The organism is Kitasatospora sp. NPDC048194, assembly GCF_043202455.1.
In the GTDB taxonomy this organism is placed as follows: domain Bacteria; phylum Actinomycetota; class Actinomycetes; order Streptomycetales; family Streptomycetaceae; genus Kitasatospora.
The window spans coordinates 1-16,071 of record NZ_JBIDAK010000051.1 but is presented as its reverse complement, the minus strand read 5'-3'; the positions used below and the strand labels follow the sequence as shown (position 1 = coordinate 16,071).

Annotated in this window: 8 protein-coding genes; 5 read left to right on the top strand and 3 right to left on the bottom strand. The window is 69.8% G+C overall.

Features of this window, described 5'->3' with window-relative positions; all coding sequences use genetic code 11:
* The first annotated feature begins 309 nt into the window (after nucleotides 1-309).
* From ACGF07_RS34185 to ACGF07_RS34170, 4 genes are all read left to right on the top strand, one after another.
* Nucleotides 310-792, top strand: a complete 483-nt coding sequence (locus ACGF07_RS34185; RefSeq protein WP_392905323.1) for a hypothetical protein — start codon at nucleotides 310-312, stop codon at nucleotides 790-792.
* Nucleotides 793-827: 35 nt separating this feature from the next.
* The gene (locus ACGF07_RS34180) at nucleotides 828-1,520 is read left to right on the top strand and encodes a methyltransferase domain-containing protein (protein ID WP_350744227.1); all 693 of its coding nucleotides are present in this window, start codon (nucleotides 828-830) and stop codon (nucleotides 1,518-1,520) included.
* 169 nt (nucleotides 1,521-1,689) lie between these two features.
* Nucleotides 1,690-2,934 carry a histidine kinase gene (locus ACGF07_RS34175; protein ID WP_392905321.1) on the top strand — a complete coding sequence of 415 codons (1,245 nt, stop codon included), beginning with the start codon at nucleotides 1,690-1,692 and terminating at the stop codon, nucleotides 2,932-2,934.
* The gene (locus ACGF07_RS34170) at nucleotides 2,922-3,572 is read left to right on the top strand and encodes a response regulator (protein ID WP_392905318.1); all 651 of its coding nucleotides are present in this window, start codon (nucleotides 2,922-2,924) and stop codon (nucleotides 3,570-3,572) included. Before ACGF07_RS34175 ends, ACGF07_RS34170 begins: the two co-directional genes overlap by 13 nt.
* 188 nt (nucleotides 3,573-3,760) lie before the next feature.
* Here the strand turns inward: ACGF07_RS34170 and ACGF07_RS34165 are convergent, their stop codons facing one another.
* From ACGF07_RS34165 to ACGF07_RS34155, 3 genes are all read right to left on the bottom strand, one after another.
* A complete protein-coding gene (locus ACGF07_RS34165) occupies nucleotides 3,761-4,228 on the bottom strand; it encodes a hypothetical protein (RefSeq protein ID WP_392905315.1) in 468 nt (155 codons plus the stop codon).
* A 94-nt stretch (nucleotides 4,229-4,322) separates the two neighbouring features.
* The gene (locus ACGF07_RS34160) at nucleotides 4,323-12,743 is read right to left on the bottom strand and encodes a ricin-type beta-trefoil lectin domain protein (RefSeq protein WP_392905313.1); all 8,421 of its coding nucleotides are present in this window, start codon (nucleotides 12,741-12,743) and stop codon (nucleotides 4,323-4,325) included.
* A 418-nt stretch (nucleotides 12,744-13,161) separates the two neighbouring features.
* Nucleotides 13,162-13,287, bottom strand: a complete 126-nt coding sequence (locus ACGF07_RS34155) for a hypothetical protein (RefSeq protein WP_392905311.1) — start codon at nucleotides 13,285-13,287, stop codon at nucleotides 13,162-13,164.
* Nucleotides 13,288-13,973: 686 nt separating this feature from the next.
* On the opposite strand from ACGF07_RS34155, the gene ACGF07_RS34150 reads away from it, so the two are divergent.
* Nucleotides 13,974-15,875: a DNA/RNA helicase domain-containing protein gene (locus ACGF07_RS34150; protein WP_392905309.1), complete on the top strand. Its 1,902-nt coding sequence runs from the start codon at nucleotides 13,974-13,976 to the stop codon at nucleotides 15,873-15,875.
* Nucleotides 15,876-16,071: the final 196 nt, after the last annotated feature.

Below are 16,071 nucleotides of genomic sequence, written 5' to 3'. Positions count from 1 at the left end.
GCTGCCGCGGTGCTCCTCCAGAACGTCCGGAAGCTGAGCCGTTGCACGCTTGCCGTGATCACCCCGGCGGCTCCTCACTCGTGCCACCAGCAGCGTGGTCGCGCCGATCGACAAAAGTGGTCTGAGACCGACCACGCGCACAACACCCCTCACGATAACGCCCCGTCTCCCCAGGGACATTCACGCGAACGCCCCCACCGAGGGTGGACCCAGTACCACCCCAGGACGGGTGCCAGTGGTGATGACCATGCCCCGCCGGAACGCGCAGCCTTGAGAACACGAAGGCCACCGATACGGCGAGGAGGAGCCATGAGCGTCATCGAGCGGTCAACGGCGAAAGCGCTGCCCGATTCGACTCCCGACCGCGCCGCTGTGGGCCGGCGGCCCGCGCAGCATCGGACCCGCAGCCCGCGCCGCTGGCCCGGGTTGGCGCTCGTCGGCTGCGGAGTCGCGGTGCTCGCCTGGGCGTTCGTGCTCTGCCACGCCCTGCCGTCCACGGCGCCTGTCGTGCACTGGTCGGCCGCCTGGACGGGGTTGGACGTCATGGAGGCGCTCGGCTTCGTCGCCACCGGGATCCTGGCCGCTCGTGGCGATCTCCGCCGGGCCCTGCCCGCTGCAGCGACGTCGACGCTGCTGCTCGTCGACTCCTGGTTCGACCTGGTGACAGCGGGCACCGGCAGCGGTTTCGCCGTGGCGCTGGCCATGGCGTGCTGCGCCGAACTGCCGCTTGCGGTGGTCTGCGCGTTCGTCGCCTGGCGGACGTTCCGTGTTCCGACGTCCCGGTCGGCCTGACTCGACATCGATTACTGGGAAAAGGTCTCTCGATCATGAATCTTCGTACCGCGCTCGGCCGCTCCGGAGTGCGATGGGGGCTGACCGCAGCGGCAGCCGGCACCGCGGCCCTGTCCTGGTGGGCGTTCGACTCCGCCCCCTACCCGTACGCGCAGCGCTGGCTCCTCGATCTGCCCCTGCCGCTGCTCAGCCAGGAGCGGCTCGATGCGATGCTGGAGTTGCGCCAGGGCGAACGCGTTCTGGAGGTCGGGCCGGGCACGGGCCTCCAGGCCCTGCGAACCGCGCCGCAACTGGGCCCCGGCGGTCGGCTCGACATCGTCGACGTCCAGCAGGAGATGCTCGACCACGTGATGGGCCGGGCCGCACAGCGCGGTCTCGGCAACATCACGCCGACCCAGGCGGACGCCCACCACCTGCCCTTCGGAAATGCCGTGTTCGATGCCGCCTACCTGGTGACGGCGCTGGGCGAGATCCCGCAGCCGGAGGTGACGCTGAGGGAGCTGAGCCGGGTGGTCAAGCCGAGCGGGCGAATCGTCGTGGGCGAGTTCTTCGACCGGCACCAGGTGCGCCGCACCGCCCTGGCCCGTCACGCCAACGCGGCGGGGCTCCATGTGACCCGGCTGATCGGCCCGCCGTTCTCCTACTACGCCCGGCTGGCGCCCTGCCGGTCGAGCGGTGCACGGACACCGCTGATCACCTCCGACACCGAGCACTACGCCACCGTGTAGGCGGCGCGGCCCGCTCACGACGGCGGCGCGCTCACGACGGCGGCGCGGACCCGGCGCCGCGCGTGCCGGGCCGCCCGGCGGGGCCGTCCCGGGGGTGGCACTGGTTTCACCATGGATCCGGGTACGGGCCTCATGGCAGGCCCCCGTCGGGCTGTCCTAGGGTCGAGCCATGACGATTCCAGCCGCGCTGAGGCGCTCGGCGCTTCGGGGGCGACGGGACGCCGGCTTCCTGGCCGCCGGTGTCCTGCCGCACCTGGCTCTCGTGCCCGTGTGGGCCTGGGGCGTGCTGACCTTCACCGAGACGGGGAACTGGGCTCTGGTGCTTCCCGTGTCGGCCGTCCTGCTCCTCCTCGGTGTCCCGGTGCTGACGGCCGTCCAGCGGTTCCGCCACCGGGCGCTGCTCGGCGTGGACATCCCTCGGCCGGCGTCCGTGCCGCAGCGGTGGTCGTGGGCGTCGGCCGCCCGCCGGCTCTCGGCGACGCGTCCCTGGCGCCGGCTCGGATACCACCTGCTGCTGGGCCCGTTGCTGGCCGTGCTGGAGGTGTCGGTGCTGGTGGTGGCGATCGCGGGCCTGGCGGGCGCGACCGCCGGCGGTTGGATGTGGGCGCTGCCGGTGGAGGTCCGCCAGGACTGGTTCGGCTACGCGACGCAGCTGCCGTGCTACACGGTGGGCGGACTGGTCCTGCTGTGCGTCGCACCGTGGACGGCCGGGGCGGCGGCCCGGTTGGAGTCGCGTACCGCGTCGGTGCTGCTCGGGCCCAGCCGGGCGCAGCGGCTCCAGGAACGGGTCGACTACCTGGCCGGGAGCCGCACCGACCTGATCGAAGCGGTCGACGCCGAGCGCCGCCGCATCGAGCGTGACCTGCACGACGGCACCCAGCAGCGGCTGGTCTCCCTCGCGGTCAACCTGGGCCTGGCGATGGCCACCCGCCCCGACCTGTCGAGCGGGGCCCGCGAGGTGCTCGCGGAGGCCCATCTCGAGGCGAAGGAGGCGATCGCCGAACTCAACGACCTGGTACGCGGGTTGCACCCGGCTGTCCTCGAGGACCGCGGTCTGGACGCGGCGTTGTCCGGGCTGGCCGCCCGGGTGCCGTTGCCGGTCCGCCTGCGGGTGGATCTCGACGAGCGGGTCGCACCGGCCGTGGAGTCGGTCGCCTACTTCGTGATCTCCGAGGCGCTGGCGAACGTGACCAAGCACGCCCGTGCGACGCGGGTCGCGGTGACCGTCCGACTGATCGGGAAGGTGTTGCGGGTGCACGTCACCGACGACGGGCGCGGCGGTGCGGACGCCGGAGCCGGGACGGGGCTGAGCGGGCTGGCCAAGAGGGTCGGCTCGGTCGACGGCACCTTCCGCGTCAGCAGCCCCGCCGGGGGACCGACGACCGTGATGGCGGAGTTGCCGTGCGGGCGGTGATCGCCGAGGACTCGGTGCTGTTGCGGGTCGGCCTGGTCAAGGTGCTGGAGATGGGTGGTTTCCAGGTGGCCGCGGAAGTCGGCGACGCGGAGGCGCTGTTGGCGGCGGTGGAGGAACACCGGCCCGAACTCGCCCTGGTCGACGTCCGGATGCCGCCCGGCTTCGGCGACGAAGGGGTGCGGGCGGCGACGGAGATCCGCCGGCGCTGGCCGCGGACGGCCGTGGTGCTGCTCTCGCAGTACGTCGAGGAGCGCTACGCGGCCGACCTGCTGGCGGCGAACTCCAGCGGCGTGGGCTACCTGCTCAAGCAACGCGTCGCCGACGTCGGGGAGTTCGTGGCCGCGGTCCGGCGGGTGGTGGACGGCGGCACCGCGTTGGATCCGCAGGTCATCACCCAACTGCTGCTGCGGCGGGACAGCGACCCCCTGGACCGGCTGACTCCCCGCGAACGGGAGGTACTGAGCTCGATGGCCGAGGGGCGCTCCAACGCCGGCATCGCCGAGGCCCTGTCGGTCAGCGAGAGCGCGGTGGCCAAGCACATCAACAGCATCCTGGCCAAGCTCGACCTACCGGTGACCGACGCCGACCACCGCCGGGTCCTCGCCGTACTGCGCTTCCTCGGAGCCTCCCAGCCCTGACCCCCGTGGGTTCGTAGCGCGCCTGGTTGACCTGGGCGGCATGAGCGGGATCTTGCACGTACGGCCGCCTTGATGGCAGAGCGGGCGCATTCTCCCCGGTGATCACAGATCATCGCACCTCCGTGATCACCGATTCCTGCACCCGCGTTGCCGCCGGATCTCCTCGCGCCACCTGTCTGCGAGAGCTCTCAATCGATCTCCTCGGCTGCCAGGAGGAGATCTGCCCGAAGCTTCTTGAAGTGCGGGTTGCGAAGGACTCCGGCGTCGCTGCCCTGGAGGTGGTCGATCATGTCGAGACCGGCAGCCGCCAGTGCACTCCGGAATTCCCCGGGTGTCGCCCGGATGACTCCGTCCTCGAAGTCGCATGTCATTTCGACAATGCTTCCGGCCTTCGCTAGGAAAATATATCCTTCACCCTCCGGGAAATAGTACTCGGACTTCCCAGACAGGCGGGCCTCCTCCAGGCAGAGGAGCATGACCCTGGTGAAGTCGAAAAGCGGGACGCCCGGCATCTCGAAGGTGATCCCGTCTCCGTGGATCTCGATGTCACCGAGTGGGCGGTGGTGCGTCAGTTCGGTCAGGCCGACCTGCTGGGCCGGGGACTTCGATTTCCTGAAAGGATTGCCTTTTGCGGTGATCTTCACCGACACGGTCATTGGCTGCTCTCCTGGGGGTGGATTTCCGCATCGAAGGATCGAAGGAGGGGGCGCGAGGCGGAAGAACTCCGCCCCGCACCCCCCCTGGGACTTTCTAGAACGGGTAGGCCGTCACCACCTTACCCCTCACGACGACCACTCGGACTCGCTTTTTCTTCGAAACCCTTCCCTTGAGATTCGTCTGCACTCCGACCTGGCGGTCGTACGTCTTCTCGTACGTGTGGCCCGCCCGGCCGAGGGTCGAGCGCGCCCGTGTGCCCGTGCGGATGGTGTCGGCGATGAGTCCGCGGACCTCCGCGCGATCACCGATGAACTTGCTGCGGAGCTTCTGGGTCGCCTTCGATATGTGCCCGGTGTAGATGTGGTTCGTCCACACCCGTCGCGGGATGGGGCAGCTGGCGTTGTGGACGACGACATTGTTTACGCCGTCGGACACGGCGTAGGTGTGGACATCGCCGACGTTGAGGTTGAAGACGAGTTGCGAAGGCAGCTCACCCTCGTCGACCACGGACGTGACGGTCGGACCGCTGCCGTCAGGCGAAAGCAGGCGGTCACCCGGCTTCAAGCCGATGGCGTCGACCCATCCCCGTCCGGCGACCCAGAACGGGTGGTAGGACGTCGCGCGGATGCCCGGGGTGGTGGGCTCCTGATCGGTCTTGATGTCGACCATGTGCTTGGTGGTGTTCGCGACCAGGACACCGAGCACCGGTTGGGCCGTCGTCGTGCCCGACTCCGGGTCGACGGCGGCAACGTAGTCGCCGACGTCCACCTGGGCGATCGGCACCTGGGTGCCGTCGGCCATCAGGACCAAGGTGTCCGGGTCGAAGGAGTTGCAGGTGGCCCTGCTCAGCATCCTGGAGGCGCCGGCCGCCCTACCGGCCTTCGCCGCCACCCTGGTCGTTCTGGCTGCTGCTGCGACGGACTTGACGACCGGGCCGGCCCCGACGGTCTGCGCGACAGCCGTGACGGCCATTTCCGCGGCCTTCTCCCAGTTGCCCGTGGCGGCGTAGGAGACTGCCGAAACGGTGGCGGCAACGGCACCGATGGGTCCGGGGATGTAGGACGCCACCTCGGCGACCTTGGCGACGACCTCGACCGTCTTCTTGAGCCACTTGGGCATGCCCCAGTTGCCGTCGAGGTCGGTGCAGTTGATCGGGTCGCCGGTGCAGTAGTCGTAGGCGCCGGCGTTGCCACCGGGTACCGGGTCGACCTGGAGGAAGCGGCCGAGGGCCGGGCTGTAGAGGCGGGCACCCATGAGGATGTCGCCGTCCAGGGCCTCCGCGGAGCGCTCCTTGCCGCCGAGCCAGCCGTAGCGGACGTTGGCCTGGCCGTCCTGGGGGATGCCGAACTCGTCGAAGTCCAGCACCGTGGGCTTGGTCAGTGCGGTATCCGTATTGACGACCACCGAGCCGAACAGGTTGGTCAGCTGCAGCTGGACGTCACCGGTCTTGCTGGTGGTGGCGACCAGGCTGCCGTCCAGGCCCGAGACGTTGCGGGTCAGGGTGCCGAGCGTGGTGTCCTCGACCGTCCACCGGACCTGGTCGGAGTCGTCGCCGTAGTGGTTCAGCTTCGAGGTCGCGTTGGCCCAGGTGCCGTCGGCCTGCTTCTTGCTGGTGGTGAACGCGGTCAGACGGTGGGCGGCGTCGACGGCCCACTCCTGCTTGGTGTCCCCCTTCTCCTGGGCGGCGATTCGGTCGTTGGCCCAGTAGGTGTTGATCGCGCCGGTGGCCGTCTTCACGGTGCGCCCGAAGGCGTCGTAGGTGAACCCGGCGTCGGTCAGCCGGTCGGCGCTGTCGTAGGTGTGGTTCTCCGCCGTGGCCCCGGCCGTGCTGCACTCGCCGGCCGCCCCGCGCGGGGAGGTCTGCTTGGAGAGGCGGTTGGAGTGGGCGTCGAAGGCGTACTGGCGGGTGACGCAGCCGGTGGCGACCGTGGTCTGCTCGGCCTTCACCAGCCGGCCGAGCCGGTCGTACTGGTAGGAGCGGGTGGCGGTGGAGCTGGTGTCCTTGGCCACCTGGCCCTGGGTGGAGATGTCGGTGGTCTGGGCCCAGATCACCGTGTTGTCGGAACTGCGGGTGTAGCTGCGGCTGGTGGCCTCTCCGACCGCGTTGAACGTGTCCTTCCGGGTGATCCCGCCCGGGTACGTCTGCTCGACCAGCTGGCCGTCGGGGCCGTACTTGGCGGTGAACTCGCCCGCGACGCTGTCGTTGACCGAGGTGACCAGCCCGCGCGGCTCCTTGGCGCGGTCGTAGGCGTAGGTGGTGGATCCGGTCGGATCGCTCACCTTCACCGGCTTGCCGTAGCGATCGAACTCCGTCGTGGTGGTGGCGCCGTCGGCGTCCGTGTAGGAGATCAGTCGGCCGAGGGAGTCCATGACCCGGGTGAGGGACTTGCCGCCGGCGGTAGTCTTCACCGCCTCGCCGGTTGCCGGGTCGTACTCGACGGTGACCTTGGGCAGTGGTCTGCCCTCGTCCGAGGTGATCTCGGTCGAGAGGACGCGGTCCAGTTCGTCGTAGGCGGTGACGGTCTTGCGGGACTTGCCCGCGTTGGTTTCGGTTGTCTCCTCCGGCGCGTTGAAGGGCGAGTAGCGGGTGATCCGCTTCACGGGGAGGGTGGCGGGCATCCGACTCGTGTCCGCGTCGGTGATCGCACCGCCCGGCGTCGTGACGCACGGGAGGCCCGCCCACTCGGGTCGACCGGAGCAGGCGTTGTCGTCCGGATTGGCACCGGCGGTGTAGAAGACCGACTTGACGGTACCGGCGTCGGTGCCCGTGGAGCCCGGCTTGCGGGACTCCTGCGCCCGGCCCGAGGCGTCGTACTTGACGGTCGCGGTCAGCTTGGCACCGAGGGCGTCGGTGGTGACGGAGGTCGCCTTCCTCAGCTTCCACCCGGGTGTGCCGCCGACCGGCGCGTCGTAGCCGTGCTTGGTGACGCGCAGCTCCACGTCGTCGGCGTAGCCGTCGATCCGGGCGCCGTCGGTGGCGGTGGTGACCAGGTGATAGGCCTGGCCGTCGGGCTTCCCTTCGTCGTACGTGTTGGTGTTGTGGTCCCGCGCGACGACCGAAGTGCCGGCCGGGAGCGCGGGGTTGACGGTGGTCTTGGTCAGGGTGACGGTGTCCAGGCCCGTGTGGAACCGCTCGCCGCCGCTGGCCGTGTTGGTGCCGACGACGCCGACCTTCAGCTCGTGGTCGCCCCGCGCCAGCCTGACCGGCTTGCCGGCCGTGAACGGGGCCACCGCGGCGTTCGCGCTGTAGGTGTCGATCCGCTCGCTGACGTCATTGCCGTCGACCGCGAACTGGACGATGCCGTGGTCGTTGTTCTTGGTCAGCTGGCCGGAGAGGATGTATTCGCCCTCTTCCGGGACGCTGACCCGCATGCTGGCGAAGGCGCCCGCCGCCGTGCCGCGGATGCTCAGCTGGGCGCCCCCGGACCAGGTCAGACCGCAGCAGTCGCTGTCGACCTGGACCTTGGTGTTGGTACCCAGCTGCGGCAGCTTCTCCGCTTCCGAGGTCACGGAGACCGGGGCGGTCTGGCCCCTGACCTCCTCGGCGAGCGAGGCGCGGTAGGCCGGGCCCAGCGTGTCGAGGACGTCGATGCCGTCGGACGAGTACGTCGTGCGGGAGTCCAGCAGACGGGCCCGCGAGGCGGAGTCCTTCGGCAGGTTCAGCTCGGCGGCGAACTTGTCGGCGTCGGGGTGCCTGTCGAGCGCGATCGAGCGGTTGGTCGCCGAGAGGGAGCGCACGACGTGGCCGTAGCGGTCGTACTCGGAGGTGCTGATGTCGCCGTCGGGAGTGACGGACGGAACGGCGGTGTCGACCTCGTTGCCGGAGGCGTTGAGGTAGTGGACGGTGGCCGGCTTGTAGCCGTCCGGGCCGGGCTTGGCAGCCGTGGCGGTGTTGACGGCGGGGACGTCCTCCGGGCCGAACACCGCGGTGGCGTCGGTCGGCGCGTCGGTCTGCGCCCACTTGGCCACGTCAGCGCCCGCGAGGTCGTACGGTCCACCCGCGCCGCGGGTCAGCGGCACCTCGTACACGACGTTGGTCGCGTTCTCACCGATGACCTGGTCCTTGCTGCCCGGCGCGAGGGTGTTGCGTCGGACCTTCAGGAGACGCCCCGGGTCCTGGTCGGAGGCGGCCTTGCCGTAGTCGAAGTTCCAGGGCTGCTCACCGGCGGCGGAGATCCGGGTGACCTTGCCCGTGTCGTCGTAGCCGTAGCTGATCTTCAGCGGAGTGGCCAGGCGCGGATCCCACACCTGCACCAGGCGGCCGCGCTCGTCGTAGGCGTAGTGGGCGACCTCGACGGCCTCCTGCTTGGAGGTGGCCGGGTTCCAGGACCAGACCTTGACGCCCCGGACACGGTCCAGGTAGTCACCCGGGGCCGATGCCGTGGCCGTGGTGGCCTTGGCGTAGTCGTACTCCATCACCTCGCAGCCGCGCGGCAGCGGGTCGACGGTGCAGCCGTTGGCGTCGTCGACGCCCGGCTCGACGGCCGGGATGACGCGCTTGACCAGCGAGCGGCCGTCGGTGGTGTCGTACTGGTAGCGGGTGGTCGACGCCGCATCGGGCCCCGTCTCACTGACCACCTGGTAGATGCTGGATCCGGCCTGGCGGGCGAAGACGGTCTTGGAGCCGTCGAGCTCGGTCAGCTCGTAGGTGGTGCCGGCGGTCTGGACGTCCCAGATCTGGTTGGGACCGGCCCAGCAGACCCAGATGGAGGCGCCCTTGTCGGCGTCGAGGCACTTGCCGGAGTGGCGGTTCAGCACCGTGTTGTCGGGGCGGACCTCCCACTGCTGGTTGTCGCCGCCGTTGCAGCCCCACAGGGTGAGCGGGGTGGCGTTGTCGACCTGGCCCCAGGGGTTGTCGAGGCAGTAGCCCAGAAGCCGCAGGGTGAGGTCGTCGCCGCGGGTCCACTGCTGGTTCGCGGCGCCGTTGCAGGGTGCGGGCTGGAGTCGCGCGCCGTTGCCGGCGGCGCCGTTCGGTACCTCCAGGCACTGGCCGGAGGTGGACAGCACGATCGCGCCGGACTTGGCCGGAACGGCCTTCAGCGTCAGGGCCTCGGCGCCGGGCTCAGGGAAGAAGGTGCCGTCGTTGCCCTTGGCGAAGGTCAGCGAGGTGTCGTCGTTGCCCTTGATCTCGACCAGGTCGGATTGGGGGAAGGACAGCGAGCGGTAGTCGCCGCCGGTCCCGGCGTCGGGTCCGCCTGCCCACTGGGGGCCGAACGGGGCGACGATCTCCTTCAGCGACAGGTCGTCGAAGTAGACCTCCTTGCCGCTGCCGGCGGCGTTGCCGTTGTAGAGGCGGAACCAGGCCTCGGTGGCGTCGGCCGGGACGACCATGTCGACGGTCAGCTGCTGCCAGCCGTCGGTGAACGAGGCCTTCGGCGAGGCGGTCTCGCCGTAGCCGGCCGGGGTGCGGTACACGCCCACGAGGCGCAGGCCGCGGTTGGCCAGCGGGTTGTCCAGACCGGTGGCACCGGGGACGTAGATCCAGCCGGTGAGCCGGTAGGTGCGGCCGGGCTTCATGCCCTGGCCCATGGTGTACTCCGGTCCGAGCGCGGCGAAGGAGTCCCAGCCGGAGGCGGCCGGGGTGATCAGCAGCGAGTCGGTCGAGCTGTCGTGGCCGCGCGCCGTGGAACGGGCCAGGTTGGCCTGGCCGGGGGTGAAGCCCGCCGTGTCGGTGCCGATCTGGCGCTGGTTGATCGTCAGGCGCTCGCCCTGGGGCTGCCAGCCGCGGCCGAGGTCGCGGGATGAGGTGGCGCGCTTGACCGACATGCCGAACTCGTCGGCGTCGGTGACGTCGGTGGAGTAGTCGCCGGTGAGCAGGTTGACCGAGCCGGGGCCGATGTCGGTGCTCGCGGCGCCGTCGGCGTTGCGGTCGACCGTCATGGTGTTCCAGACGGTGGTGTAGCCGCTGCCGGAGCCGTCCTCGGGGAAGAGCACCGCCCGGACCTGGACGACGCCGCCGACCTGGCCGAGGGTGTCCAGCACGTTCCAGTTGGCGTGGGTGCCGAGGTCCGCGAGGCGCGGCTTGTCCTCGGTGACCGGGGTGTTGTCGGCCTTGGTGAGGTTGGTGCGCGGAACGTTGTACTCGGTGGCGCCGGGGCCGCGGCGGTACTGGTAGACCACGCGCTTGAACTGGGTCTGCGCGTCGACGGAGAGCTTGACGCGCTTGGCGGCCTGGGTGCCGTTGACCGGCGAGCTGATGCCCGCCTGGCCGACCTGGAACACGTAGCTCGCCGGTGGGGACAGGTTGCCCGCGCGGTCCTTGGACTGGACGCTGAGCACGCGCCGGCCCTCGGTGGTGGGCGTGATCGAGGTGGTCAGGGCGCCGGTGGCGGTGACCGTCACCGGGGTGCCGCCGTCCAGGGTGTAGACGTAGGCCGCGGTGTCGTCGGTGCCCGGTGCGGGCGAGAAGGTGAACGAGCCCGGCTGGTTGGCCGTGCCGTGCCACAGGTCGTCGGACGGGTAGTCGGCCGAACTGACGAACGGCGTGCCGGGCTTGACGGTGTCGGCGACGACGTTGGTGCCCACCCAGCCGGAGCGGGACTTGCCGTCGTCGAGCATGGCCCAGATCGAGTACTGCACGCCCTCGTCGAGCCTGGCGATGCCGTAGTCGGAGGGGCGGACGGTCGCGATGGCGCCGTTCGGGGTGTCGCGGACGATGCTGCCGAGGAAGGTGCCGCCGCGCCACAGGTCCAGGTAGACCTTCAGTGGATCGCCGTCGGGGTCGGCCGCCTGCACCTGGAACCGCGGGTTCGCGTCCGAGGTGTAGCGCGGGTTGCCCTGCTGCGACGGCAGTACCTCGACCGTACCCGGAGTGGCCGGGACGGTGTTGTAGGTGATCGAGACGAACGGCGGCCAGTAGCCCTCGGCGGAGCTGAACCGCTTCCAGGACAGGCTGCTGGACTCGTCGGCGGCCTTGAGGGCGAAGCCGTAGTCGTTGTACCCGAACCCGGCGAAGTACCGGATCATCTCGGTGACGTCGGCCTTGGCCCAGAACGAGCCGTCCGGGGCGTAGCAGTCGTAGCTGTCACCGTCGTTCTTCACGTCCCACGTGTCGCTCGAGGTGGCCCACTTCTTCTCCATCGCGGGCTGATTGCTCCAGCGGGTCCACCCGGCGGCGCCGCGGGCGTTCCAGACCTCCCACTGCTTCGGGGTGCAGGAGGAGGAGTGGTAGTTGGCGAGGTGCAGCGTGGCGTTCAGGATCTGCTTGCCGTTGAACGGGCCGCCCGGGATGGTCAGGAACGACCGGGCCACGGTCTTGCCGTCGTAGCTGCCCAGCTTGAGGTCCGTCGACGCGGAGGCGTCGATGTTCTCGTTGGTCTGGACGTAGGTGTCGAAGGTAGTGCCGACGTCCACCACCGGGTCGATCGTGACCGGGAACTGGGTCTTCTCGTCCGTGAGGAAGGCCGCGTCCGGGGTGAACACCAACTCGGTGCCGGCGCCCTGGCCGCGCAGCTCCATCGTCACCGCGCCGCGGCTCCGGTGCTCCTGCGAGGCCGGGTCGACGGCGGCGTCCCACATCACGGGGGCCGGGATCCGGACCGTGGTCTTGCCGGTGCCCTTGTCGAGCAGCTGGATGGAACCATCCTGCTGCGGCGCGACGGTCAGACCGGTGGTGTCGAGCGGAATCGTCACCGTGCCGGTCTGGGCGACGGCGGCACGGTCCTTGACGACCAGGAACTGCTCGAAACCGGTCCGGGTGGCCTCCAGGACGAGGTCCACGCCCGGCCGGGCGTCGACGTAGGTGGCCTTGTTGCCCTCCAGCTTGGGCTTGGGCAGCTTGCCCAGCCAACCGAACGTGACCTGCTGCTCACCGGAGCCGAGCTTGACCAGGTCGCGTTCGGCGGGCTTGACGTCGGCGGGCTTGTCGTCAGCGGGCTTCGGGGCGGTGGCCGGGCCCGCTGCGGCGCGGGCGCCGTTGCGGGAGGCCCGGGTCGGCTCGGCGGAGGCGGAGCCCGACGCGGAAGCCGACGGGGAACCCGACGCGGAGGCCGAACCGGAGGCGGAACCGGACGCCGACGGGGCAGCCGACGGCGAGGCGGTCGGCGAAGCGGAGCTGCTCGCTGACGGCGTGGCAGCGGGCGTCGTCGGCGCCGCGCTGGGAGGCGCGGTCGGAGCAGCGCTCGCCGCAGCGGCGCTCGGCAGGCTGTCGCCCACGGTCACCCCGGCGTCGCCGCCCTCGAAGACCACTCCGCCCGGGTGCGCCTTCGGCGCGACCTTGCCGTCCGGCGTCTGCACCAGGGTGGTGTCGACGGGCACCCAGGCCTCGCCGACCTTCATCCGGATCGGCCCGGTGGACCGGTCGGAGGTCAGGGTGCCGTCGGGGTTCGCCCACAGGGTGGTGAACTCCGTCCGAGCACCGGTGACTTCGATGCGCCGCTTCTGCAGTCGGGCGGTCAGCAGGGCCGACGCCTCGTCCGGCGCCTCGGTGGCCGGGGCGACCGGGGGCGCGGGTGGTGTGGGCGCGGCGATGGCGGGGGGCGCCGTGAGCGCGTCCACCGCTACGCCGGTCTGCACCAGCAGACCGAGTGTCAGGAGCGTGGCTATTCGCCGCGCCCTGCGCGTGGAGAAGGCCCCGTCCGTGGAACCGGACGAGGCCTGAGACCGTCGTGACATCAAGACTCTCTCAAGAGATTGCCATTGTTGGTAAAGGCTTTTTTGGAGCCGAATGCCAATCTCTCACCCCCGGGAGAGGGTCCTTGACCAGCCAGGATGAAGATTTTGTAACGGATTGCCTCCGCACGGTGTTGATTGGTAGCGATTTGCCTGAAAAGTGAGAGATTTTCTGACCTGCTGTCAGGTCTTTCGAGGCAGAGCCGCGATTGTTCTTTGCCGGTACTTTTCTCGGGCATTGCCCCGGTGGCGGGCACGCGTACCCGCAGGAGGGGCGACCGGCCATCACCACGGCCACGATGGGGTCACGACGACTGCCGTACTACGGCAGCGGGAAGCGCCGGGTGAAGGCTGACGCATCAACGGCGAGCAGGCCGTCGAACGGCTGGTTGAGCCGCTGGACGAGCAGCACGGTGAACGTGATCAGCGCCGTCAGCCCCATGACCATGCTGCTTCGATCGCGGGGCGGATGTGGGCATCGCCGACGCTGTCCTACCAGTACAGGCGACGCTCACAGGCGGCTCGGCTCATCAGTTGGCGTCACCCTCATGCAGCTGTGCTGCAAGCCGAGGGGGCTCGGGGACGCGTCGGGGACCAGGCGTCGCTCACCACCGTCCCTGTGGTGTTTTTGGGTGCAGGAACAGCGCGGGCTGTCTATGGCCTGACGTGCAGCGATGGCCACGCCCGGACGACTGCGGGTCCGGAGCAACCTCTCCGCGCGGGGGGACTGGGCCTGGCGTGTCGACGCGTTGAAGACTCGGAACCTCGTCGACCAGTCCAAGTACAGAGCAGCCTCGAGTAGGCGCGGCTGCTCCGTCGTACCGGCCGGCGGAGGCGACCGTACCGCGCTCCTCCCCGTACAGTCGGGGCTGCTCCTCTTCCTCGGGGAGCCTGCACCCCGTTGTCACAGTCCTCCCCGTAAGAACGGGGCTGCTCTGGGGCCAGTCGACCACACGAATCACCCTCGTCACCTATCAGCGCCCCACCCTGCGTCGGCGAATGCTCGGGCGTTCGGGTACGAGCTCAGAATCCCCGTTGTAGGTTTGGCCCTGTCATCAGCGCGGCCCGCCGGGCTTCCCTCCAGGGACATGCCCCCACCCGCACGAGTCACTTCGTGCTGCCTGGGAGCATGTCTTGCTGTTCCGCGACTCCGCATCCGCGGTCGCTGCCGAGAGCTTGGCCGGATCACTGTACGTGCGTCTCATCGACCAGTTCGTTCACAAGCACGGCCGCAAGCCAAGCCCGTCGGAGGTGCGCTCCTGGGAGCGGAGCATCCCGGTCTTGACCAATGCTCTGCTGGACGCTGGGCTGGGCATGGTGGAGGTGCTAGTCGAGTACTCGCTGCCGCTCAACAGCAAGCGCGCGGACGTCGTACTCGCCGGCGTCCACCCGGGCACGGGTGAGCCGTCGTACGTGGTGGTCGAGCTCAAGCAGTGGAGCAGCGCGCTTCCGGAGGACGGCGAGCCGCTGCTCTGCCGGGTCGACGCCTACGCCCGGCCCGTGCTGAACCCGATCGAGCAGGTCCGCGGCTACTGCGACTACCTGATCTCCTTCAACGGGGCGCTTGCTGCCCATCCCGAGCGGTTGTCCGGTGTGGCCTTCCTTCACAACTCGACGGAGTTCGGCGTTCAGGGCCTGTACGAGGTGCCGCAGGACGATCGCGGCCGACTCTTCACGGCCGAGCGCCGCGGGGAGTTCATCCAGTACCTCCAGTCGAAGCTGAAGCCGGTCTCCGGCGCGGAGGCGGCGGACCAGTTGCTCGCGGGCAAGGTGGCGCCGTCCAAGCAGTTGATGGCGGTTGCCGCCGAGGAGGTCCGTGAGCGCGAGCAGTTCGTGCTGCTGGACGAGCAGCGGGTCGCCTACGAGCTGGTGCTGCGCGCGGTCCGCCGGGCGCAGCGGTCCGACCACAAGGAGGTCGTCGTCATCGCGGGCGGCCCCGGTACCGGGAAGAGCGTCATCGCGCTGTCCCTCCTGGGTGATCTGTACCGGCGCGGCGTCACGGCCCTGCACGCGACCGGGTCCAGCTCGTTCACCACCACGATGCGTCGGACGGCCGGGGCGCGGAAGAAGCAGGTGCAGGAGCTGTTCAAGTATTTCAACAGCTTCATGACTGCGGAGCGCAACGGCTTGGACGTGCTGATCTGCGACGAGGCCCACCGGATCCGGGAGACGTCGGCGAACCGCTACACCCGGGCCGCGCAGCGCACCGGCAAGCCCCAGATCGACGAACTGATCGACGCAGCCCGAGTACCGGTGTTCCTGTTGGACGAACACCAGGTCGTCCGGCCGGGCGAGATGGGGACGGTGGCTCAGATCCGGGCGGCCGCCGCGCTAAAGGGCCTGGACTGCCAGGTGGTCGAGCTGGACAGCCAGTTCCGCTGCGGCGGCAGCGACGCCTACCTGCACTGGGTGGTGCGTCTGCTGGGCCTCGAGCCCGGTGGCCCCGTCGGTTGGGAGCCGGACGGCAAGGTCGCCCTGGAGGTGGTCGACAGTCCCCAGGAGTTGGAGGCCTTCCTCGAAGCCCGGCGCGCCGAGGGGTACGGCGCCCGGATGTCGGCCGGGTACTGCTGGAAGTGGACCACGAAGGTCGCCCCGGGGGACCCGCTCCCCCTCGACGTGCACATCGGTGACTGGGCCCGGCCGTGGAACGTGTACGGCGACCGCTCGATCGCCGGCGCCCCGCCCGCCGCGCTGTGGGCCACCGACCCGGCCGGCTTCGGCCAGGTCGGGTGCGTGTATACCGCCCAGGGCTTCGAGTACGACTGGAGCGGCGTCATCCTCGGGCCGGACCTCGTCTGGCGCACCGACCGCTGGGTCACCGACCGGACGGCGTCCAAGGACCCCGTCTTCCGCAAGTCCACCACCGACGCCGACATCGACCGTTTGATCCGCAACACCTACAAGGTGCTGCTGACGCGAGGGATGATCGGAACGGTCGTGTACTCGACGGACCCGGAGACGCGCACCAGGTTGCGGGAGCTGGTCACCGGGCAGCAGGCAGGACGGATCGCGGTGGAGCAGAGCCGCGGCCGATGACCAATCACTGATTCCAGGCGAGGCACACGGTGCCGTCCAGTCTGCACGGTCGGTAACAGGGCCACTCGGAACGGAGTCAGCTGGCGCACGGTCGCCAATGGTGAGGTTCCCCCGAGGTGCGGAAGGTTGCCGGACATGGCCTGATGGGCCGTGAGAAGGGAGCCTTTGCCATGGCTGCACCGATGAAGTACCCGCC

Coding starts and splice junctions, on each gene's coding strand:
- ACGF07_RS34185 (WP_392905323.1), top strand. CDS start 310: ATGAGCGTCATCGAGCGGTCAACGGCGAAAGCGCTGCCCGATTCGACT.
- ACGF07_RS34180 (WP_350744227.1), top strand. CDS start 828: ATGAATCTTCGTACCGCGCTCGGCCGCTCCGGAGTGCGATGGGGGCTG.
- ACGF07_RS34175 (WP_392905321.1), top strand. CDS start 1,690: ATGACGATTCCAGCCGCGCTGAGGCGCTCGGCGCTTCGGGGGCGACGG.
- ACGF07_RS34165 (WP_392905315.1), bottom strand. CDS start 4,228: ATGACCGTGTCGGTGAAGATCACCGCAAAAGGCAATCCTTTCAGGAAA.
- ACGF07_RS34155 (WP_392905311.1), bottom strand. CDS start 13,287: ATGGTCATGGGGCTGACGGCGCTGATCACGTTCACCGTGCTGCTCGTC.